The organism is Curtobacterium sp. MCSS17_008 (assembly GCF_003234185.1).
GTDB lineage: Bacteria > Actinomycetota > Actinomycetes > Actinomycetales > Microbacteriaceae > Curtobacterium.
The window spans coordinates 73,147-94,139 of the sequence record NZ_QKSM01000008.1; the positions used below are offsets into that span (position 1 = coordinate 73,147).

Here is a 20,993-nt window from a genome sequence, read left to right on the forward strand (position 1 = left end):
CCCGGAAGACCCGACGGCGCGCGGGTGTTGCCTGGGGACATGCGATCGATCGTCTACACGAAGCCCGGTGACAGCAGCGTCCTCGAACTGGTCGAGCGGGAGGTCCCGCAGCCCGGCCCCGGCGAGGTCCGCGTCCGCGTGGTGGTCTCCGGCGTCAACCCCACCGACTGGAAGGCCCGCGCCGGCGGCACCTACGGCGACGACCTGCCCTTCCCCGAGATCACCCCGAACCAGGACGGCGCCGGCGTGGTGGATGCCGTCGGCGACGGTGTCGAGGGTCTCGCCGAGGGCGACCGCGTCTGGCTGTACATGGCCGCAGCGAGCCGCCCGACCGGCACCGCGCAGGAGTACACCGTGGTCCCCGCCGAGCGCGCGGTCCCGCTCCCCGAGGGCACGAGCTTCGACGTCGGCGCCGCACTCGGCGTCCCCGCGATGACCGCCCACCGCGCCCTCACCACGCACGAGGACGGTCCGCGTCGCCTCGCCCCCGGAGCGCTCGACGGCCGCACGGTCCTGGTCGCCGGCGGTGCCGGAGCCGTCGGGCACGCCGCGATCCAGCTCGCCCGGTGGGCCGGCGCCACGGTCGTCACGACGATCAGCTCGGACGCCAAGGCCGCCCTCGCGACCGCGGCCGGCGCGCACCACACCGTCAACTACCGCGACGAGGACGCCGCCGCCCGCATCCGCGAGATCGCCCCCGACGGCGTCGACATCGTCGTCGAGGTCTCGATCCCGCAGAACGCGCAGCTCGTCGCCGACGTCCTGGCGAACCACGGGGTCGTCTCGATCTACGCGAACAACGGCGGGGACGACGCGACCCTCCCGATCCGCCCGAACATGTCGGTCAACGCCCGCTACCAGTTCCTGCTGCTGTACACGATCGGTGTCGACGCGCTGTCCGCGGCCGCGGAGGACGTCACCGCCGCACTCCGCGACGGTGTGCTGCCCGTCGGCGAGGACGCCGGCCTGCCCCTCGTCCGCTTCGCGCTCGAGGACACCGCCGCCGCGCACGACGCCGTCGAGGGCGACGCGGTCGGCAAGGTCCTCATCGACGTCGCGTCCGAGTAGGACCACCGGGCGGCCCGTGGTGACCGGGTGACGGACGGGAGGCGCGTGGCGGTCGTGCCACGCGCCTCCTGTCCGTCCGACGGTCACCTGGTACACAGGTGACATGACGGACTTCGCCAGCCCCACGCCCGGAACCAGAGCCCTCGTCCTCGGCGGAGGCGGCGTCGCCGGCATCGCGTGGGAGGTCGGCGTGCTCTCCGCCCTGCAGGACGCCGGCGTCGACCTCGACGCCGCGGACCTCGTCGTGGGCTCGAGTGCCGGGAGCGTGGTCGGGGCCTTCGTCCGCGCCGGAGCGGTCACGCAGGCGTTCGAGCAGCAGCACGCTCCGCTGCCGAGCACCTACGTCGAGCCGGAGCCGATCGCCGGCGAGGACTTCCAGGAGCGGCTCGCCCAGGTGCTGGCGGGGGCGACGTCGGAGCAGGACGCCCGCGCGCGGCTCGGAGCCGTCGCGCAGCGGGTCGTCACCGGTCAGTCCGACGACGAGCGCACCGCGACGTTCGCGGAGACGCTGCCCTCGACCGAGTGGCCGGAGAAGCCGCTCGGCGTCACCACCATCGACGCGGTCGACGGGACGTTCAAGGTGCTCACCGCGACCACCGGTGTGCCGCTCCCCCGCGCCGTCGCCGCGAGCTGCTCGGTGCCGTTCGTGTGGTCGCCGGTCCGGATCGACGGCGTGCCGCACATCGACGGCGGCCTGCGTTCCGCGACGAACGCCGACGTGGTCGCCGGGCACGAGCGCGTGCTCGTCGTCGCCTGCGGGCCCGAGGGGCCGTCCCCGCTCGGGCCGTGGCTCGACCTGGCCGTGGAGGCCCTGCGCGCCGGCGGCAGCTCGGTCGAGACCATCGTCGCGGACAGCGGCGCCCAGCACGCGTTCGGCGACAACTCGCTGTCGCTGTCGACGCAGGCGCCGTCGGCGACCGAGGGGCGCCGGCAGGGCGAGGCCGTCGCCGAGGCGATCGCGGCCTTCTGGGCCTGAGCCACCCGTCCCCGGATCCGACCGGGGCCTGTTGCAGACTGCACGTGTCGCCGTAGCGTGAGGTCATGACGACGCCGTTCTCGGACCTGGACCAGTTCATCGCGCTCCCCCGTGTCGACGGGATCGCGCTCAGCCCGGACGGCGCGCGCGTCGCACTGACGGTGAGCACGCTCCGCCCCGACGCCACTGCACACCACCGGGCCGTGTGGTCCGTGCCGTCGGCCGGAGACGGTCAGCCCGTCCGCCTCACCCGGAGCGCGAAGGGCGAGTCCGGCGCGGCGTTCGCCCGGAACGGCGACCTGTTGTTCGTCTCCGGCCGCCCCGACGCGGACGTCGACGACGACACCGCGCAGCTCTGGCTGCTGCCGGCCGCAGGCGGCGACGCCCGCCCGGTCACCCGGCTGACGGGAGGCGCGAGTGGCGTCGTCGCGGTGGCCAGCGACGCCGACGTGGTCGCGATCACCGCCGACCTGCTGCCGAGTGCGGCCGCCGGTGAGCGCGTCGGGGTCGTGACCCGTGACGCCGCGCTGCGGAAGCGCCGCGACGACGCGAAGGTGCACGCGATCCTGCACGAGACCTACCCGGTCCGGTACTGGGACCACGACCTCGGGCCCGGCGAGCCGCACGTGCTCGCGCTCGACCTCGGCGACCTGACGGAGCCGATCGCCTCGGAACCCGCCACCGGCGTCACCACCGACGCCAGCGCCGGACGACCGTCCGACGCCCCCGCCCCGTACCCGGCGCACCTGCCGGAACCGCTCGACGTCACCCCGGCGCCGGGCCGCTCGCTCGACCATGTCTCCGGCGCACTCACCCCGGACGGCCGGACGCTCCTCGCCGCCGTCGGGGTGCCGACCGCGCGCGGACAGCGCAGCACCATCGTCTCGATCGACGTCGACACCGCGGCACGGACGGTGCTGTTCGACGAGCCGGACGTCGACCACGAACTGCCCACGCTGTCGCACGACGGCACCACGATCGCCTGGGTCCGGACGGTGCGGTCCACCCCGGCCGGTGCGAATCAGCAGGAGGTCTGGGTCGCCGGGCTCGACGGCTCGGACGCCCGCCGGGTCGCGACCGACTGGGACCGCTGGCCCACCGAGCTCGTCTTCGCACCCGACGACACCGCCGTCCTCGCCGTCGCCGACCAGGACGGTCGCGCGCCGCTCTTCCGCATCCCCCTCGACGGCGGAGCCGTCGTCCAGCTGACGGACGACGACTGGGCGTACTCGGGTGTCCGCGTGTCGGCCGCGAGCGGTGTCGTGGTGGCGCTCCGGGCCTCCTGGGCGGCACCGCTGCACCCGGTCCGGATCGACGCCGACGGCACGGTGACCGCCCTGCCGACCCCCGCACCGCTGCCCGCGGTCCCCGGTCGCCTGGAGGAGGTCGAGACGACCGTCGCCGACGGCGCACGCGTGCGCGGCTGGCTCGTCCTGCCCGAGGGCGACGGGCCGCACCCGCTGCTGCTGTGGGTCCACGGCGGTCCGCTCAACTCCTGGAACCAGTGGTCGTGGCGGTGGACGCCGATGCTCGCGGCGGCCCAGGGGTACGCGGTGCTCCTGCCCGACCCGGCCCTGTCGACGGGCTACGGGCTCGACTTCGTGAACCGCGGGTGGAACGCCTGGGGCCGGGCCCCGTACACGGACCTCATGGCGATCACCGACGCCGTGGTCGCGCGGGACGACGTCGACGAGACCAGGACGGCCGTGATGGGCGGGTCGTTCGGCGGCTACATGGCGAACTGGATCGCGGGGCACACCGACCGGTTCCGGGCGGTCGTCACGCACGCCAGCCTCTGGGCGATGGAGCAGTTCGCCGGGACGACCGACTCATCCGACTACTGGCAGTCGATCTTCGACGAGCAGGGACTGCGCGAGAACGACCCGCACCGCTTCGTCGCGGACATCACGTCACCGATGCTCGTGATCCACGGCGATCGCGACTACCGGGTGCCGATCGGTGAGGGGCTCCGGCTGTGGTCCGAGCTCGCGGAGCACCACGCGGCGGAGGACGGCTCGATGCCGCACCGCTTCCTGACCTTCCCGGACGAGAACCACTGGGTGCTGCAGCCCCAGCACGCCGTGGTCTGGTACCGGACGGTGTTCGCGTTCCTCGGGCAGCACGTGCTCGGCGAGGAGTGGGAGCGGCCGGAACTGCTCGGCTGAGGTGCTCCTCGGCTGAGCGCTGCTCGGCCGACGTGGGGACGGGCGGGCGCTGGTGCACCCGCCCGTCCCGATCGTGCTCAGACGAAGGCGGCCTGGCCGGTGATCGCCCGCCCGACGATGAGCGTGTTCACCTCGCGCGTGCCCTCGTACGAGTAGATCGCCTCGGCGTCGGCGAAGAACCGCGCGACGCCCTTGTCGAGGACGATGCCGTTGCCGCCCTGCACCTCGCGGCACCAGCCGACGGTCTCGCGCATCTTCGCGGTCGCGAACGCCTTCGCCATCGCGGAGTGCTCGTCGCCGCCGACGCCCCGGTCCTGCATCGCCGACGCCTGTGTGCACAGGGCGATCGACGCGGTGATGTTCGCGAGGGACTTCACTAGCAGGTCCTGGACCATCTGGTGCGACGCGATCGGCTTGCCGAACTGGATGCGGGTCCTGGCGTAGTCGAGGGCCGCTTCGTAGGCACCGACGGCGATGCCGACCGCCTGCCAGGCCACCTCGGTGCGGGTCAGCCGGAGCACAGCAGCGGTCGCGCGGAACGAGTCGGCGCGCTGCAGCCGGCGCGCTTCCGGCACCCGGACGCCGTCGAGCACGATGTCGGCGTTCTGCACGCCGCGCAATGCGATCTTGTCCTCGATCTTCGTCGCGGTGAAGCCCGGCGTGTCGGTGGTGACGAGGAAGCCCTTCACCTGCTCGTCGGCGACGTCCTTCGCCCAGATGACGACGACGTCGGCGAAGGTCGCGTTCCCGATCCACCGCTTCTCGCCGTCGAGCACCCACGTGTCGCCCTCGCGCCGCGCGGTCGTGCGCAGCCCGCGTGCCGAGTCACTGCCGGACAGCGGCTCCGTCAGGCCGAACGCGCCGATGACCTCGCCGCGCGACATCCGCGGCAGCCACTCCTGCTGCTGCTCGTCGCTGCCCCCGACCGCGATCGCGTTCATCGCGAGACCCGACTGCACGCCGATGAAGGTCGCCACGCTGGCGTCCACACGCCCGAGCTCGAGCGCCGCCCACCCGCGGTACACGGCGGAGTTCTCGAACTGGCGCACGAGCGGGATGCCCGGACCGTACATGCCGAGCTCGGCGAGCGGCGCGATGGTCTGCGCCGGGAACTCGGCGCGGGCCCAGTAGTCGTCGGCGATCGGGCGGACCTCGGCCTCGAGGTACCTGCGCAGCTGCCCGAGCGACTCCCGCTCCCTGGGCGTGAGCCCCTCCTGGAACCGGTAGAAGTCGGATTCGAGCAGAGGCGTGTCGGTGATCGACGTTGACATGGCTCCGATGTTGCATCATTCTCGAAAACGTTGCAAGACCGACGACACCACTCAGGGGGAACGGTGAGGAACCAGTCACTCGGCACGCTCGGCTCGACGCTCGTCCCGAGCGCGCTCGCCGCCAGACTGGAGGCCCACGGCGACTCCCAGCGCGCCTTCCGTTCTGCACGACGTGCGTTCATCGACGGAGCCCGCATCGACATGGGCTCGCTCGCGACGTCGCTCGGCGTGGACCGCACATCGCTCTTCCGGTGGGTCGGCAACCGCGACCAGCTGCTCTCGGAGATCCTCTGGTCGCTGGCCGTCCCGACGCTCGACGCCGCCGGCCGTGCGGCGGCACCGTCCGGAGCGGCCCGGATCGTCGACGTCCTCGACCACTTCACGGCGGACCTCATCCGAGCGCCGTACTTCCGCGCGTTCCTGACCCGCGAGCCCGGTCGTGCCCTCCGACTGCTGACGACGACGGAGTCCGACGTGCAGCGTCGGTTCGTCGCGGTCGTCACGACGGTCATCGCGACCGAGCAGGCCGCCGGGACCTTCGACCCCGCGCCGCTGTCCGCCGAGGAACTCGCCCGCCTGCTCGTGCGGGTGTCGGAGTCCTTCACCTACGCGGACCTGATCTCCGGCGACACCCCGGACCCGGAGCGCGCCCGGACGACGTTCGAGTACATCCTGCGCCCGTGACGATCAAGGCACCCGCCGCTTACGGTTGAGGCTCGTCAGCGCGCGGCAACTGCTACGCGTTCGTTCCGTCGCCAGAACCGATATCGTGGAGCGGGCCATCGGCTCACCCGGGGGGGACCATGAACGACATAGCATTCGACGACGGCATCGCCGGCGCGGTCATCCGTGCCGCTGAGCGCGCGGCGGACGAGCTCCGTGCGCAGGGATCGGCACGACGCACCGCAGCCGAGGACGCGCACACCGACTACTCCGGCGCCTACGCCGACCGATTCATCGAAGCCATCTTCAGTGGTGCGCCTGGGGGCCTCGCATCACGATGATGAACACCAGCAACTCCACCAGATCGATCGCCGCACTCGCGATCGCCGCCTCGGCCGCGCTCCTTCTCGTCGGCTGTACCGGAGGGACTACCATGAACGCCACCCCGAGGCAGACCAGTGACGAAGCCAAGCAGATCGTCGTCGACATCGTCGACCGGTCGACGGCGGCGATCGGCGGGGAATGGACTGTTCGGAGTGGTCCGGCCGTCCAGGCTTGCGCCCTGCCATCCGGAGGCTCCGGTGCTGCCTTCGCCTACATCATCGACCGGGCGGCGGGTGGCGACCCGTCGGCGGACGTCGCGATACTCAAGGCTCTTTGGGAGCGGGAGGGCATCGCCACCGAGGTCTACAAGAACAGCGGTTCGGATCCCGTCGGAGGAATGCGCGGCACAGGCGGTCCGACGACCTCGATCGATCTCTACGCCGATCCGAAGGGCTACACGGTGGAGGGCCTGTCCGTCTGCACCGAGGGCGACGCAGCGGAGATGCAGCGCAACGGCGAGTAGGTTCATCTCGGCACGCCGCTGCAGCTCACCGTTGCGCGGCGAGTTCGAGGTCGGTGTCGTCCGGGTCCTGCACGGACAGGATCACCGGGCCCGCGGTGGAGGTCATCGACGCACCGGACGGAGCCCGAGCGTCTGCCCGTGGAAGGCGAACGAGCGACCGCCGTACGCCGTACGCCGTACGCCGGGCAGCTTCCGGGCGTCACGACGCACTTTCCTCCGCGCGTCCGACGTTCTGGAAAACTCACTGCCCACGCACGGCGGCGTACAGACGCCAGCGCGACGATCCTCGCGCATCGAATCAGGAAGACGACAGCCAACCAGCGCGCAGTGCTGGTTCGATGTCGTTTCCGTGGTTCAACGCGCGCCCACGTTGCCCGGCGGAGCGACCGGGCCGAGCGGCGCAGTGCAGGTCAGATCAGCGCGTCGGTGAGGTGGTTCGGCGTGCCGAAGCGGTGCGCCGTGATCGACACCGCCTGCTCGCGGAGGAACGGGAGCAGCTCGATGCGTCCGGCCTCGGTGACGGGCTCGCCGTACACCGCGACGTCCGGCCGACCACCGATCGCCGTCGTGAGCGCAGCGCTGTCCCCGCCCACGAGCCGGACACGCGTGGAACCGCCACGCTCGATCTGCTTCGCGAACGCCTCGTCGGACTGCCCCTCGGCGACGGAGCGGACGTTCGGCAGCGCCCGGATCGCCGTGGCGACGGAGGACGGCAGCGCAGCGACGGACGACACGTCCACCGTCGTGCCGGCACGGACCGACGCGGCGACCACGCGGACGAGGTCGGCGATCGCGGGCTCCTCGGTCGAGGCCAGTCGGACGTGCACACCCGGGAACGGCAGGTACCGCGCGATGTTCCGCTCGGCGGTCAGTGCGGACACGTCGACCGCGGCGCCGAACAGCGAGGTCCAGGCGTGCTCGTCGGACGACGTGGCCCGGTCGAGCGACTCGGACGAGACGCCCGCCGCCTGGACGAACGACCGCACGGGTGCCGACACGGACGAGCCCGCCGACGCGACCGCGGGCGACCAGGACCCGAGGCCGAGCAGGTAGTTCAACCCGCCGGCCTTCGTACCCGCGCCGACCGCGGACTTCTTCCAGCCGCCGAAGGGCTGCCGACGGACGATGGCGCCGGTGATGCCGCGGTTCACGTAGAGGTTGCCCGCCTCGATGCGGTCGAGCCAGGTGCCGATCTCCGCCGCGTCGAGCGAGTGCAGGCCCGACGTCAGGCCGTAGTCGACCTCGTTGACGATGTCGATCGCCTCGTCGAGGGTCTTCGCCGTCATGATGCCGAGGATCGGCCCGAAGTACTCGGTGCGGTGGAACGCCGAGCCGCGTCGGACGCCGTCGCGGACGCCCGGGCTCCAGAGCTTCCCTGAGTCGTCGAGGCGCTTCGGCGTGACCGCCCAGGTCTCCCCCGCGCCGAGCGACGTCAGCCCCTCGAGCAGCTTGCCTGCGGCGGGCTCGATGACCGGGCCCATCTGCGTCGTCGGATCGGTCGGGTAGCCCACCGTGAGCGACGACACCGCGTCGAGCAGCTGCGAGCGGAAGCGGCGCGAGGTCGCGACGGACCCGACCAGGACCACGAGCGAGGCTGCGGAGCACTTCTGGCCGGCGTGGCCGAAGGCCGAGGCGACGACGTCCTTCACGGCGAGGTCGAGGTCGGCGGACGGCGTGACGATGATCGCGTTCTTGCCCGAGGTCTCCGCCAGCAGCGGCAGGTCGGGCCGGAAGGAGCGGAACAGCTCGGCCGTCTCGTACGCACCGGTCAGGATGACGCGGTCGACCTGCGGTGCGGTGATGAGCTGCTGGCCGAGCTCGTCCTCGGCCACCTGGACGAAGGCGAGGACGTCGGCCGGAGCGCCGTGGGCGTCGAGCGCCGTCTCGATGACCGATGCCAGGACGGCTCCGCAGCGCTCTGCCGGCGGCGCGGGCTTGAGCACGACGGCTGACCCGGCGGCGAGCGCGGCGAGTGTCGAGCCTGCGGGGATCGCGACCGGGAAGTTCCACGGCGGCGTCACGAGCGTCAGCGCGGCCGGCGTGAACGCGGCCCCGTCGACCTCGTCGAGCTGCGTGGCGAGCTCGGCGTAGAAGTGCGCGAAGTCGATCGCCTCGGAGACCTCGGGGTCGGCCTGGTCGATGGTCTTGCCGGCCTCCGCCGCCATCACCTCGACCAGGGCGGCGCGGTTCGCCTCGAGCGCGTCGCCGACGGCGTGGAGCACCGCGCCGCGGGCCGCACCCGACCAGGTGCCCCACTCGGTACCGGCTGCACGGACGCGTCCGAGCACCGACTCGAGCTGCGGGGCGGAGGCGAGCCGCGCCTCCTGGACGGCGCGCTCCCCCAGCGTGGAGGAGGCGACACGGGCGGTGATCGCCGCACCCCACTCGCGCACCGCGGCGACCGAGGGGTCGCTGTCCGGCGTGTTGTCGAAGTGGCCGGGGCGGGGACGCTCGACCGCGGCGTAGCGGTCGGCCACACGGTGCGGTTCCGGGGCGTCGAGCCCGCCCGGCTGCGTGAGCGGCTCCAGCGAGTCACGGAAGCGCGCCTCTTCGCGCGCGAACAGCTCGGGCGACGACGCCAGCGAGAACACCGCCGACATGAAGTTCTCCTGCGACGCGCCCTCTTCGAGCCGACGGATCAGGTAGGCGATGGCGACGTCGAACTCGCCCGGGTGCACGACCGGCGTGTAGAGCAGCAACGAGCCGACGGTGCGGCGGACCGCCTCGGCCTGGCCCTGGGCCATGCCGAGCAGCATCTCGAACTCGATGCCGTCGCGGACACCGCGCTCCCCGGCGAGCAGCCAGGCGTGCGCGACGTCGAACAGGTTGTGCCCGGCGACGCCGACGCGGACGTTCGCGATGCGCTCCGGCGTGAGGGCCCAGTCGAGCACGCGCTTGTAGTTCGTGTCGGAGTCCTGCTTCGTGTGCCAGGTCGCGAGCGGCCAGCTGTGCACGGACGCCTCGACCTGCTCCATCGGCAGGTTCGCACCCTTGACGAGCCGGACCTTGATGTCGGCACCGCCGCGGGCGCGACGGGCGGCGGACCACTCCTGCAGCTGCTGCATCGCGGCGAGCGCGTCGGGCAGGTACGCCTGCAGCACGATGCCCGCTTCGAGGTCGGTGAACTCGGGCTCGTCGAGGAGCTCGGTGAAGACCGCGATCGTCAGGTCGAGGTCCTTGTACTCCTCCATGTCGAGGTTGATGAACTTGCGCGGGCTGCTCTGCACGGCCCGGCGGAAGAGCGGGCGGAGCTTCGCGATGATGTCCTCGACCGCGTGGTCGAACGCCCACGGCGAGTGCGGGTGCACGGTCGACGACACCTTGATCGAGACGTAGTCGACGTCGTCGCGGGCGAGCAGGCGCTCGGTGCCCTCGAGCCGACGCGAGGCCTCCTTCTCGCCGAGGACGGCCTCGCCGAGCAGGTTGACGTTGAGCCGGACGCCGTCCCGCTTGACCCTCGCGATCGCCGGACCGAGCTTCGCGTCGGTCGCGTCGACGATGAGGTGCCCGACCATCTCGCGGAGCACCCGGCGGGCGATCGGCACGACCACGTTCGGCAGCACCGGCGCCATGCCGCCGCCGAGCCGGACGAGCCCGCGCAGCGCCGCGGGGAGGAAGCCCGGAGCGTCCGGCGCGATGGCACGGAGCTTCCGCGCGGCGACCCCGAGGTCCTCCGGACGCACGACGCCGTCGACGAACCCCACCGCGAACGCCAGGCCCTTCGGGTCGGCCAGCACGCCGGCGAGCTGCTTCGCCGAGCCGTCGACCGGGTAGGTCTCGGCCTCGGCCAGCCACTGCCGGACCAGCGCGACGGACTGGTCGGCGAGGTGGTCGGGGACGCCGGCCCCGGCATCGGTGACGGGGTGCTCGTGCAGGTCGGTCATGGCACCAGTGTGGGGCGGCGGACCGTGTAGCGGAAGCGACTCTTCCTGATGCATACCGTTCAGTTCGTCTACTCTTTCTGCATGCTCGACGTCCGGCGCCTCGTCCTCCTCCGTGAGCTGTCGATCCGGGGCACCGTCGCCGCCGTCGCAGAGGCCATGAACTTCACGCCGTCCGCGGTCTCGCAGCAGCTCGCCGTGCTGGAGCGTGAGGCCGGCGTGCCGCTGCTGCGGAAGGCTGGCCGACGGCTGCAGCTCACCCCGCAGGCCGAGGTGCTCGTGCAGGCCGCGGGGCACGTGCTCGACGTGCTCGACCGGGCGCAGGCGCAGGTCGAGTCGTCGCTCCCGACGGTGCAGGGCCGTGTGCGGGTCGCGGTGTTCCAGTCGGCGGCACTCGCCCTGATGCCGAACGCCCTGCACGAGATGGCGGTCGACCACCCGGACCTCCGGATCGAGATGGTGCAGCGCGAACCGGAGACCGCCCTGCACGAGACCTGGGCACGCGAGTTCGACATGGTCATCGCCGAGCAGTACCCGGCGCACACGGCGCCGCACCTGTCCGGACTCGAACGGTCGGACCTGACCAGCGACGAGGTCCGGCTCGCCCTGCCCCCTGTCGAGACGGCCCTCGCCCCGGTGTCGTCGATCGAGGACGCCGAGGCGATGCCCTGGGTGATGGAGCCGCGCGGTACGGCGTCCCGGCACTTCGCCGAGCAGGTCTGCCGACGCTGGGGCTTCGAGCCCGACGTGCGTTACGAGACCGCCGACCTGCAGACGCAGATCCGTCTGGTCGAGTCCGGCAACGCCGTCAGCCTGATGCCGGACCTGATGTGGACCGGCCGGACGACCACGTGCCGGCTCGTGGACCTGCCCGATCGGCCTCGACGCACGATCTTCACCGTGGTGCGCGCCGCGGGATCGTCATCACCCGCCGTCCGCGCACTGCGTGGCGCACTCGGACGGGCCGCCGAGGCTGTCGACCGCTGACGGCACCGGCCGAGTCGTGTCGGGCACGCGCGGCGAGACCACTGCGCGAGACCGCACGCGTGGTGTGGCTCCCCCCAACTCGGGTCACAAGTGCTCGTCGACGGCGTGGTCCGCGCGCGGATACCCCTACTATCCGATCACGTCGAGATCTCTCGGCGGATTCTCACGTTCCGGCACCCGACCGGACACGAACCAGGGGGAAGACGTGCGCCGCAGCACATCCACCGTCCGACGCGCCTGCGCGGTCGGAACGACCATCGCCCTCGTCGGTCTCACGACCGGCCTCGGCATCATGACCGCGAGCACCGCCTCCGCGGCACCGGCCGAGGTCACCACGTCGGAGACCGCCGCCGCGACGACGGGTGGCCAGGCATCGACGGGCGCCCCGGCGACCGACGGTGGCCAGACGACGACGGACGGCCAGCAGCCTGCCGACGGCCAGGCGCCCGCCGGGTCCGACGCGACTGCCGACACCGGCGACGGGAGCACCGGCGAGGAAGGCACCGCGGGCTCGACGCCCGACGGCGCGGCGGAGCCCACCGCGACCGAGCCCAACAGCACCGAGCCCACCGGCACCGACACCCCGGGCGCAGACGCGCCGACCACCGACGCCCCCGTCTCCGCCGAGGCGACCGACCCCGCCGTGGCGATCGTCGGGGACGCGAAGGTCGGCAGCACCCTCGAGGCGAAGCCCACCGGCTTCGACGAGGACGGCGCCTTCAAGTACGTCTGGACGATCGCCAACGAGCCCGGCGCCGCGCCGCTCGCGAAGGTCGACTCGCTCACCCTGGGCGAGGCACTCGCCGGCAAGAAGGTGACCGTGACCGTCACCGGCACGCCCGCCGACGGCTCGCCCGTCCGCACGACGAGTGCGACCTCCGAGACGATCACGCAGACTCCGGTCTTCGTCGACGAGTCCGGGGAGCCGATCACCGAGGGCGCCGACATCGACGATCCGCAGTACATCGACGCCACCGCCGGCGAGCAGTTCTCGTACACGTTCCACGCCGACGGTTTCCCGGCGCCGACCTACCAGCTCGCCTGGTACTACGACGACGAGGAGCTGGACGGCACCGTCGTCTCGACGAAGGCCCAGGAGCTCGCGCAGCGGAACGCCTTCGGCGCGATCGGCGTCGGCTGGGAGGCGGACGAGGGCGACGAGGACGACTTCGGCCCCGAGGTCCAGCTGCCCGAGGGCTTCACCTTCGACGCCACGACGGGTGTCCTCAGCGGGACGACGGAGCTCGCCTCGTGGTACGACTTCGCGGTCACCGCGACGAGCGGCGACGTCACCACGAAGCAGTACGTCGAGCTCACGGTGAACCCGGGCGTCGCGGCCGGTTTCGCCGTCACGGCCGCCGACCAGGCCTCGCTCGAGTCGCGTGAGCCGGTCCTGTGGATCATCACCCCCGAGGGTGACATCATGACGATCCGGCTCGAGGTCGACGAGAACGGCGACCTCTCCGGCGTCTCCGAGCGCGACGGCGGCCGTCCGACGGTCCAGCAGGGTGGCACGCTCCTGGTCGTCGGCCAGCCCGTCGACCGCTTCGGCAACTACGTCGAGGACTACGACGAGGAGGGCAGCCCGCTGATCGTCCAGACGGTCACGTCGGACGTCGCGAGCGACGTCATCAAGCCCTACGACGAGGCAGAGGGCGGCACCTCCGTCACCTTCCCGCACGCGTCGATCCACACCCTGACGGTGTCGGCCGCGTCGCTCCGCAGCACGTCCTTCGCGGTCGAGGTCGTCCCCACCGCCGGTCCCGCCGTGGTCGCTCCGACCACGCCGGTCGCCGCCGCTCCGGCTGCCCGCCCCACGACGGGTCGCCTCGCCTACACCGGTGCAGACGAGACCGCACCGCTCGCCTGGGCCCTCGGCCTGCTCGTCGCCGGTGCCGGACTCGTCGGCGCCCGCACGCTGCGCCGCCGCGCCCGGCGCTGACCCACCGGCTCCCGCCCGGTCCGCCACACCGAGGCCGGACGGGAGGCACCTCCCACGGCCCCGTCGTCCCCTCCCCGGAACGACGGGGCCGTTCCACGTCCGTGCGGACACGGGCGCTCGACCCCACGCCCGACGGCCGCTCACGTCGGTAGCGTGGCCGCATGCCCACGCTGCTGCACATCGACTCCTCCGCCGATCTCGCCCACTCGCGGTCGCGCGCCCTGACCGCGGCGTTCGCGGACGCCTGGCGCGCCCGCGGCCCGGAGTACACCGTGGTGCGCCGGGACCTGCACGTCGACCAGCTGCCGCACCTCGAGACCTCGGCACTGCACTGGGCTGCGGCCGACCGCACCGCCGAGGAGACCGTCGCACCCGAGGCCGAGGCGCTCCGGCAGGAGGTCATCGACGAACTCCTCGCCGCGGACGCGGTCGTCGTGGGCGCCCCGCTGTACAACTACACGGTGCCGTCCACGCTGAAGGCCTGGATCGACCGCGTGCACGTCCCCGGGGTCCTGGCCGGCGACGTCCAGCCGCTCGCCGACCGCCCGGTGGTGACCGTGGTCAGCCGAGGAGCCACCTACGACGCCGGCACGCCGACCGAGACCTGGGACCACGGCTCGCCCGTGCTGCACCTGATCCTCGGCACCGCCCTGGGCATGAAGCTCTACCCGGTCGTCGTGAGCGCGACCCTGGCCGACCGGATCCCGGACCTCGCGCCGCTCGCCGAGCACGCCTCGGCCGAGTTCGCCGACGCCCGGACCACGCTCGAGCGTCTCGCCGCGACGATCGTCTGACCCCGACGACCGCCTCCTCCCGAGGGCGCCGCCGGCCGGCCCGGTCAGGCCGAGCGGATCTCGTCCGCCCGACCGAGCAGGTCGGCGTGGAAGGCCGTCTGCGTCAGCGCACTCGCGAGCAGGAACCCGGTCATCGATCCGATCCCGCCGCTGAACGGCACGCGTGACGCGACCTCGAACAGTGTCGGCGCCGACAGGGCGTCGAGCGCCTCGGCGACGTGCCGGGAGCGCTCCTCGCGGTGCCGGGCGAGGGTCCGAGCACGCGTGACGACGTCGCGGAAGCGGTACTCGTGACCCGGACAGACCTCGAGGTCCGCGTACGGCTCGAGCCGCACCAGGGACGCCAGGTAGTCGCCCAGCGGGTTGGACGACGTGCGCCCACCGAGGCCGATCCCGGGGTTGATCCGGGGCAGGACGTGGTCGCCGGTGAACAGCAGCCCCTCCCGCTCGTCGACGAGGCAGAGGTGCCCCGCGGTGTGACCGGGCGTCCAGAGCGCCCGCAGCTCGCGGCCTGCGACGGGCAACACGTCGCCGTCCTCGACGAACAGGTCAGCGAGCGGCTCCTCCGTCCGGCCGAGCCCGATGCGGCGACCGCTCCCCCATGCCGCGACGACCCCGGCGACGAGCTCCTCGGGCAGCCCCCACGTGGCGATGTCGGCGTCGTTCGCCTCGGCGTCCTCGCGCTCCCGACGCAGGGCATCGACCTCGAGCCGGTGCATCGCGACCCGTGCGCCGCTCGCGCGACGGAGCGCGGCGGCTGCGCCGAGGTGGTCGGCGTGCAGATGGGTCACGACGACCAGCCCGACCTCGTCGACGGAGCGCCCGATCGTCGCGAGGCCCGCGCGGAGGACCTCGAGCCCGTCGTCGGCCGCCCAACCCGGGTCGATGACCGTGAGCGCCCCGTCGGCACCCTCGAGCAGGTAGGACAGGGTCGCGTCGGGCACACCGCCGCGGAACGGCACGACGAGGGTCCAGGTGCCCGGACGGACCTCCTCGACGGGCGGCAGGACCCCGTCGCGGAGCGCGGTGGCCTGCACCGGACTGATCGGTCGCGGTGCCGGCGCTGCCGGCGGGGGCACGGTCGTCACGCCACCACCCTAGGACCCGCGCCCGGACGGGCAGCCGCGCCGCGCCTCCCGTCCGGACCGGCCGACGCGGCGCCCGACGGCGAGCGCGGACACGCCGAGTAGACAGGGCACATGGAGATCGCACCGATGCTCGCGAAGGCCGTCGCCACCGTCCCCGACCCGGACAGCGTCAGGGGCGGCCTGCGGTACGAGCCGAAGTGGGACGGCTTCCGCGGGATCGTGACGGTCGACGGCGACCGTGTCGGGATCGGCAGCCGCGGCGCCAAGCCGTTGACCCGCTACTTCCCGGAGCTCGTGGAGGCGTTCCGGTCCCAGTTCGGCGGACGCGACCACCCGGTGGTGCTCGACGGCGAGGTCGTGCTCCGCTCCGGTGAACCCGGTGCCGAGCGGCTCGACTGGGAGGCCCTGTCCCAGCGCATCCACCCCGCCGAGTCGCGCATCCGGAAGCTCAGCGCCGAGACCCCCGCGCAGTTCGTCGCCTTCGACCTGCTCGCCGTCGACGGGTCGGACCTCGTGGACCTGCCGTTCGACGAGCGGCGCGAGCGGCTCGAAGCGCTCGCGGCCGGCATGACCGACCCGCTGTTCGTCACCCGTACCACCCTCGACGTCGACCAGGCCCGCGAGTGGCTCACCACGTTCGAGGGCGCCGGTCTCGACGGCGTCGTCGCGAAGCCCCGGACGAAGCCGTACGAACCGAACAAGCGCTCGATGCTCAAGGTCAAGCACCACCGCACCGCCGACGTCGTCGCGATGGGGTACCGCGTGCACAAGAGCGGTACCGGTGTCGGCTCGCTGCTCGTCGGTCTGTACGACGACGACGGCGAGCTCCGGCAGGTCGGTGGCGTCTCCGCCTTCACCGACAAGCGGCGGGTGCAGCTGGTCGAGGAGCTCGAGTCCGTCGTGCTCCGCGATGCGGACGGGAGGCCCGTCACCGGCGACGGGGAACGCTCACGGTTCTCGTCGGGTCGCGACACGTCGTTCGTGCGGCTCGACCCGACGCGCGTGCTCGAGGTGCGGTACGACCAGATGGAGGGCGACCGGTTCCGGCACACGGTGCAGTTCGAGCGGTGGCGGCCGGACCGGGACGCCCGGTCGTGCGGGTTCGAGCAGCTCGATGTCCCATCTGCGTACGACCTGCGGGACGTGCTGTCCTAGCGCTTGCACCGTCCGCTGCTCGTCAATATGCTCGCAGTAGTTAGGCTAACTAGTGACTTGCGGACGGGGATCCGCAGCACGCAGGAGACGGGAGCGGGACATGATCATCGACGGCATCAGCGACGCCCACCGAGGCACCTGGTCGCGCCTGACCCGGTTGCACACGGCGAGCGTGACGCTCCCGACCCACACCACGCGCGTGGCGGAGACCGACCGGCGCGAGGACCTCACCGCGGCCTGACCCGCTCGGGCCGGTTCCGCTGGGGTTCAGGCCTTCCTGGCCCGCGACGGCTGGACGCGCGGAGGCTCGCCGGGCATCTTGGGGAAGTCCGGCGGGAACGGCAGCTCCCCGAGCCCGTGGGCGAGGTCGCGCTCCCACCGGTCGAGCAGCGGGGCGATGTCGCCCGGCTCCTCGTGCATGGTCTCCCATGGGTCGCCAGCCGCGGCGAGCCGATCCGGCACGGTCCGCACCGTGAAGGCCGTCGGGTCGGCGCCGTCGAGCTCGTCCCAGGTGATCGGGGTCGAGACGCTGGCGTGCGCGAGGGCGCGCGGGCTGTACGCGCCGGCCATCGTGCGGTCGCGGTTCGCCTGGTTGAAGTCGACGAACACGCGCTGCCCGCGCTCCTCCTTCCACCACGCCGTGGTCACCTGCTCCGGCATGCGCCGTTCGAGCTCCCGCGCGGCGGCGATGACCGCGTGCCGCACGTCGAGGAACTCGTGCTCGGGGCGGATCGGCGCGAAGACGTGCAGCCCGCGGTTGCCGCTCGTCTTGATGAACGCGGTGAGCCCGACCTCGGCGAGCACCTTCCGGAGCTCGTGCGCGACCGGCACGGTGTCGTGGAAGTCGGTGCCCGGCTGCGGGTCGAGGTCGATGCGGAGCTGGTCGGGGTGGTCGGAGTCCTCGGCGCGCGACGCCCACGGGTGGAACACGACGGTGTTCATCTGCGCCGCCCAGACCGCGACTGCGGGTTCGTCGATCACGAGCTGTGGGTGCGACCGGGCGCTCGGGTAGCTCACCACGACGTCGCGGACGTAGTCGGGGGCGCCCTTCGGCGGGTTCTTCGAGAAGAACGAGTCCCCGTCGATGCCCGAGCCGAAGCGCTGGAGCGAGATCGGCCGGTCGCCGTTCGCCCGGACGAACGCGTCTCCGACGGCGACGAGGTACTGCGCGAGCTCGAGCTTCGTGATGCCGACCTCGGGGAAGAGCACCCGCGACGGACTGCTGATCCGCACCTCCCGGTCGCCGTCCGGCCCCGGGACCGTCAGCGTCGTCGCCTCGCTCGCCATGCAGCGGACCGTACACGGACGCGGCGACCGCCGGCCGGAAGCGGGTCGGATCTCGTGCTGGCCCGGTTCCGTGGAGCAGAAGACGTCGAGTGAGCCGGCGGCACTCGACGTCTTCTGCTCCATCGACGGCGCGGCACGGGCGCACACGTGCACGATGGAGCGGTGACGGCGTACCTCGGTGTGGACCTGGCGTGGGGCCTCGGCACCGACCGGAAGCCCGCGAACGAGACCGGTCTCGTGGCGATGGCGGCCGACGGCACGATCACCGACGCCGGCTGGGCCCGCGGGGTGGGTGCCGTGACCGACTGGATCGCGGCGCACCTCGGGCCGCGGACCCTGGTCGCCGTCGACGCTTCGCTCGTCGTGACGAACCCGACCGGCATCCGCGAGGCCGAACGGCAGGTCGGGCAGCGCTACGGCCGGTGGAAGGTCGCCGCGAACCCGACGAACCTCGCGTCCGCCGCGAGCGCCGGTGCCCGGTTGCTCGACCGGCTGACCGGACTCGGCGTCGGGTACGTGTCGTCGACCGCTGCCATGCGGGAGCGCTCCGGGCCGGCGGCGTTCGAGTGCTACCCGTACACGACCCTCGTCGGCGTCGAGGAGCTCGGGTACGACGACGAGCGTCCGCGCTACAAGCGCCTCGACCCGCGGGTGCCTGCGGCCGAGGCCCGGGCGGCCCGCGCCGTGGCGTTCGACGACCTGGTGCGTCGGCTCCGGACGACGCCGCTCGACCCACCGCTGCTGCTCGACTCGCACCCGCTGACCGCCGGGCTCGCTGCACCGTCCGTGCTGCACGGACCGACGCACAAGCACCGGGAGGACCTGCTCGACGGTGCCCTGTGCGCCTGGACGGCCGCGTTCTGGGAGCGGCACGGCGACGACCGGGTGCAGGTGCTGGGTGGTGATCCGGCCCTCCCGTCCGACCCCGTGGACGAGGCGGGCCGCTTGCCCGTCGTGGTGGCGCCCGCGCGCCCGTCGCAGCGGCGACCCGCTCGGTAGGCTTGCCCGGTGAGCACCACCCCTGAACCCCTGCGCATCGGGCTGGTGTCGCTGCACACCTCCCCCGGCGACGAGCCCGGCTCCGGCGAGGTCGGCGGCATGAACGTCGTCGTCCGGCACCAGGCCGAGGCGCTCGCGGACCGCGGGCACCAGGTCGAGATCATCACGCGACGCTCCGCCCCGACGCAGCCGGACAGCGTGTCCCTCGTGCCCGGCGTGTGCCTGCGGTTCCTGTCCGCCGGCCCCGCTCAGCCGGTGCCGAAGGGCGAGCACGACGCGTTCATCGAGCCGTTCCGACGGGGGCTCGAGGCGCTCGGCCCCTACGACGTGCTGCACTCGCACCACTGGTTCTCCGGCGCGGCCGCGCTGCCCGTCGCCCGCGAGCGCGGCATCCCCCACGTGCAGTCCTTCCACTCGATCGCCGCCGACCCGGACACCCCGCTCTCCGAGGGCGAGCGCCCGGAGTCCGCCGGACGCGCAGCGGGTGAGCGGTTGCTCGCACGGGAGTCCGACGCGGTGGTCGTGGTGTCCGCGGCCGAGGCGGACACCGTCCGGAGCCGCCTCGGTGGTGACGACGCACGCACGTGGATCGTGCCGCCCGGCGTCGACGGATCGGTCTTCCGACCCGCGGCGGCCGGAGCGCGCCGCGCTGCGTCGCCCTACGTCGTCGCCGCGGCACGCGTCCAGCCGCTCAAGGGACTGGACCTCGCGATCGAGGCGGTGGCCGGCGTCGGCCGGGAGGCACGACCCACCCTCGTCATCGCCGGGGACGCCTCGAGCGAGGCGGGCGACTACGTGGACGAGCTGCGTCGGCTCGCGTCTGCGCACGGCATCGCCGACCGCGTGACCTTCGTCGGGCCGCAGTCGCGTGCCGACCTCGCGTTCCTGTTCCGCGGCGCGGCAGCCGTGCTCGTGCCGTCGCACTCCGAGACGTACGGCCTCGTCGCGCTCGAGGGTTCCGCGTCGGGGGTACCGGTCGTGGCCGCCGCGGCCGGTGGTCTGCGCGAGGCCGTGGTCGACGGGGAGACCGGGGTCGTGCTCGAGTCGCGGGACCCGGGCGTCTGGGCCGCCGAGATCGAGCACATCCTGACGGACCCGACGTACGCGTCCGGCCTCGCGGCGGCCGGTCGGGAGCACGCCGAACGGCTGAGCTGGGAACGGTCGGCCTCCGGACTCGAGGACGTGTACCGCCGGGTGCTCGGGCGCGCCTGATGGCCCACGGCGCTCGGGCCGGGGCGGGCGGCGCTCGCTTCGACGCGTTCTGGGCGGCGTTGGACGCCGTGCCGGTGGCGGAGGACGCCGAGGCGCTGTACTCCCCCGCGACGCCGGAGGGGCTGCTGCGCCGCGCGAACCTCGTCGCCTACCTCGAGCACGTCGGGGCGGCGGCGGACACCGTCCTCGTCGCCGAGGCACCCGGCTGGCGCGGCATGACGAACACGGGCATCCCGTTCACGAGCATGCGCGAGCTCGGGTCGCTCGGGTTCGACGTGCTCGTGCCACCGGAACCGTCCGCGCCGTGGGAGGCGTCGTCGCGTGTGGTGCACGCCGCGCTGCAGGACTGGAGGGGTCCACTCCCCCTGGCGTGGGCGATCTTCCCGCACCACCCCTTCGTCGCGCCGGACCGGCTGACGAACCGCACCCCGCGACCGTCGGAGGTCCGCGACGGCGCACCGGTCGCGCTCGCGCTGCTGCAGGCGCTGCAGGAGGCCCGTGGCGGCGTGGACTCCGTGCGCGTCGTCGCGGTCGGGCGGAAGGCGCAGGGTGCGCTGGCACTGGCGGGCATCGACGCGGTGGCGGTGCGGCACGCGGCGCAGGGCGGGGCGGCGCAGTTCACCGAGCAGGTCCGGGCGCTGCGATCGTAGCGTGGCCC

18 protein-coding genes are annotated in these 20,993 nt (G+C 73.0%); 14 read left to right on the forward strand and 4 right to left on the reverse strand.

The window, feature by feature from the left end; translation table 11 throughout:
• Positions 1-39: 39 nt before the first annotated feature.
• From DEJ23_RS09950 to DEJ23_RS09960, 3 genes are all read left to right on the forward strand, one after another.
• Positions 40-1,068, forward strand: coding sequence for an NADPH:quinone reductase (locus tag DEJ23_RS09950; RefSeq protein ID WP_111240109.1), 1,029 nt, complete (start codon positions 40-42; stop codon positions 1,066-1,068).
• Between the two features lie 103 nt (positions 1,069-1,171).
• Positions 1,172-2,044, forward strand: a complete 873-nt coding sequence (locus DEJ23_RS09955; protein WP_111240110.1) for a patatin-like phospholipase family protein — start codon at positions 1,172-1,174, stop codon at positions 2,042-2,044.
• Between the two features lie 65 nt (positions 2,045-2,109).
• Positions 2,110-4,209 carry an alpha/beta fold hydrolase gene (locus tag DEJ23_RS09960; RefSeq protein WP_111240111.1) on the forward strand — a complete coding sequence of 700 codons (2,100 nt, stop codon included), beginning with the start codon at positions 2,110-2,112 and terminating at the stop codon, positions 4,207-4,209.
• A gap of 77 nt (positions 4,210-4,286) precedes the next feature.
• On the opposite strand, the gene DEJ23_RS09965 is transcribed toward DEJ23_RS09960, so the two are convergent.
• Positions 4,287-5,480 carry an acyl-CoA dehydrogenase family protein gene (locus DEJ23_RS09965; RefSeq protein WP_111240112.1) on the reverse strand — a complete coding sequence of 398 codons (1,194 nt, stop codon included), beginning with the start codon at positions 5,478-5,480 and terminating at the stop codon, positions 4,287-4,289.
• A gap of 63 nt (positions 5,481-5,543) precedes the next feature.
• Here DEJ23_RS09965 and DEJ23_RS09970 point away from each other — a divergent pair, with 63 nt between their 5' ends.
• From DEJ23_RS09970 to DEJ23_RS09980, 3 genes are all read left to right on the forward strand, one after another.
• Entirely contained in the window at positions 5,544-6,164 is a 621-nt protein-coding gene (locus DEJ23_RS09970) for a QsdR family transcriptional regulator (RefSeq protein ID WP_181429210.1), read from the forward strand.
• Between the two features lie 119 nt (positions 6,165-6,283).
• On the forward strand, positions 6,284-6,484 hold the full coding sequence (locus DEJ23_RS09975; RefSeq protein ID WP_111240113.1) for a hypothetical protein: 201 nt from the start codon (positions 6,284-6,286) through the stop codon (positions 6,482-6,484).
• A complete protein-coding gene (locus tag DEJ23_RS09980; protein WP_111240114.1) occupies positions 6,484-6,990 on the forward strand; it encodes a hypothetical protein in 507 nt (168 codons plus the stop codon). Before DEJ23_RS09975 ends, DEJ23_RS09980 begins: the two co-directional genes overlap by 1 nt.
• Before the next feature lie 410 nt (positions 6,991-7,400).
• On the opposite strand, the gene DEJ23_RS09985 is transcribed toward DEJ23_RS09980, so the two are convergent.
• On the reverse strand, positions 7,401-10,874 hold the full coding sequence (locus DEJ23_RS09985; protein ID WP_111240115.1) for a bifunctional proline dehydrogenase/L-glutamate gamma-semialdehyde dehydrogenase: 3,474 nt from the start codon (positions 10,872-10,874) through the stop codon (positions 7,401-7,403).
• Positions 10,875-10,955: 81 nt separating this feature from the next.
• Between DEJ23_RS09985 and DEJ23_RS09990 the strand changes: the two genes are divergently transcribed.
• From DEJ23_RS09990 to DEJ23_RS10000, 3 genes are all read left to right on the forward strand, one after another.
• A complete protein-coding gene (locus DEJ23_RS09990) occupies positions 10,956-11,858 on the forward strand; it encodes a LysR substrate-binding domain-containing protein (RefSeq protein ID WP_111240116.1) in 903 nt (300 codons plus the stop codon).
• Between the two features lie 205 nt (positions 11,859-12,063).
• On the forward strand, positions 12,064-13,800 hold the full coding sequence (locus DEJ23_RS09995) for a putative Ig domain-containing protein (protein WP_111240117.1): 1,737 nt from the start codon (positions 12,064-12,066) through the stop codon (positions 13,798-13,800).
• A 161-nt stretch (positions 13,801-13,961) separates the two neighbouring features.
• On the forward strand, positions 13,962-14,594 hold the full coding sequence (locus DEJ23_RS10000) for an FMN-dependent NADH-azoreductase (protein ID WP_111240118.1): 633 nt from the start codon (positions 13,962-13,964) through the stop codon (positions 14,592-14,594).
• Positions 14,595-14,638: 44 nt separating this feature from the next.
• Here DEJ23_RS10000 and DEJ23_RS10005 read toward each other — a convergent pair whose 3' ends face one another.
• Positions 14,639-15,682: an MBL fold metallo-hydrolase gene (locus DEJ23_RS10005; RefSeq protein ID WP_111240119.1), complete on the reverse strand. Its 1,044-nt coding sequence runs from the start codon at positions 15,680-15,682 to the stop codon at positions 14,639-14,641.
• A gap of 111 nt (positions 15,683-15,793) precedes the next feature.
• Between DEJ23_RS10005 and DEJ23_RS10010 the strand changes: the two genes are divergently transcribed.
• Positions 15,794-16,837: an ATP-dependent DNA ligase gene (locus DEJ23_RS10010; RefSeq protein WP_111240120.1), complete on the forward strand. Its 1,044-nt coding sequence runs from the start codon at positions 15,794-15,796 to the stop codon at positions 16,835-16,837.
• A gap of 100 nt (positions 16,838-16,937) precedes the next feature.
• Positions 16,938-17,078, forward strand: coding sequence for a hypothetical protein (locus tag DEJ23_RS15705; protein WP_181429211.1), 141 nt, complete (start codon positions 16,938-16,940; stop codon positions 17,076-17,078).
• 26 nt (positions 17,079-17,104) lie between these two features.
• Here DEJ23_RS15705 and ligD read toward each other — a convergent pair whose 3' ends face one another.
• Positions 17,105-18,124, reverse strand: coding sequence for a non-homologous end-joining DNA ligase (gene ligD / locus DEJ23_RS10015; protein WP_181429212.1), 1,020 nt, complete (start codon positions 18,122-18,124; stop codon positions 17,105-17,107).
• Positions 18,125-18,286: 162 nt separating this feature from the next.
• On the opposite strand from ligD, the gene DEJ23_RS10020 reads away from it, so the two are divergent.
• Genes DEJ23_RS10020 through DEJ23_RS10030 form a run of 3 tightly spaced genes read left to right on the forward strand, consistent with a single transcriptional unit; the run spans position 18,287 to position 20,985 of the window.
• Positions 18,287-19,123: a DUF429 domain-containing protein gene (locus DEJ23_RS10020; protein ID WP_111240121.1), complete on the forward strand. Its 837-nt coding sequence runs from the start codon at positions 18,287-18,289 to the stop codon at positions 19,121-19,123.
• Between the two features lie 9 nt (positions 19,124-19,132).
• A complete protein-coding gene (locus DEJ23_RS10025) occupies positions 19,133-20,335 on the forward strand; it encodes a glycosyltransferase (protein WP_111240122.1) in 1,203 nt (400 codons plus the stop codon).
• Positions 20,335-20,985, forward strand: coding sequence for a uracil-DNA glycosylase (locus DEJ23_RS10030; protein ID WP_111240123.1), 651 nt, complete (start codon positions 20,335-20,337; stop codon positions 20,983-20,985). The genes DEJ23_RS10025 and DEJ23_RS10030 overlap by 1 nt, the downstream gene beginning before the upstream one ends.
• The last annotated feature ends 8 nt before the right edge of the window (positions 20,986-20,993 follow it).

What these genes read in the sequence shown, in the direction of transcription:
- DEJ23_RS09950 (WP_111240109.1), top strand. Translation starts at nt 40, where the DNA reads ATGCGATCGATCGTCTACACGAAGCCCGGTGACAGCAGCGTCCTCGAA.
- DEJ23_RS09955 (WP_111240110.1), top strand. Translation starts at nt 1,172, where the DNA reads ATGACGGACTTCGCCAGCCCCACGCCCGGAACCAGAGCCCTCGTCCTC.
- DEJ23_RS09960 (WP_111240111.1), top strand. Translation starts at nt 2,110, where the DNA reads ATGACGACGCCGTTCTCGGACCTGGACCAGTTCATCGCGCTCCCCCGT.
- DEJ23_RS09965 (WP_111240112.1), bottom strand. Translation starts at nt 5,480, where the DNA reads ATGTCAACGTCGATCACCGACACGCCTCTGCTCGAATCCGACTTCTAC.
- DEJ23_RS09975 (WP_111240113.1), top strand. Translation starts at nt 6,284, where the DNA reads ATGAACGACATAGCATTCGACGACGGCATCGCCGGCGCGGTCATCCGT.
- DEJ23_RS09980 (WP_111240114.1), top strand. Translation starts at nt 6,484, where the DNA reads ATGAACACCAGCAACTCCACCAGATCGATCGCCGCACTCGCGATCGCC.
- DEJ23_RS09985 (WP_111240115.1), bottom strand. Translation starts at nt 10,874, where the DNA reads ATGACCGACCTGCACGAGCACCCCGTCACCGATGCCGGGGCCGGCGTC.
- DEJ23_RS09990 (WP_111240116.1), top strand. Translation starts at nt 10,956, where the DNA reads ATGCTCGACGTCCGGCGCCTCGTCCTCCTCCGTGAGCTGTCGATCCGG.
- DEJ23_RS10000 (WP_111240118.1), top strand. Translation starts at nt 13,962, where the DNA reads ATGCCCACGCTGCTGCACATCGACTCCTCCGCCGATCTCGCCCACTCG.
- DEJ23_RS10010 (WP_111240120.1), top strand. Translation starts at nt 15,794, where the DNA reads ATGGAGATCGCACCGATGCTCGCGAAGGCCGTCGCCACCGTCCCCGAC.
- DEJ23_RS15705 (WP_181429211.1), top strand. Translation starts at nt 16,938, where the DNA reads ATGATCATCGACGGCATCAGCGACGCCCACCGAGGCACCTGGTCGCGC.
- ligD (WP_181429212.1), bottom strand. Translation starts at nt 18,124, where the DNA reads ATGGCGAGCGAGGCGACGACGCTGACGGTCCCGGGGCCGGACGGCGAC.
- DEJ23_RS10030 (WP_111240123.1), top strand. Translation starts at nt 20,335, where the DNA reads ATGGCCCACGGCGCTCGGGCCGGGGCGGGCGGCGCTCGCTTCGACGCG.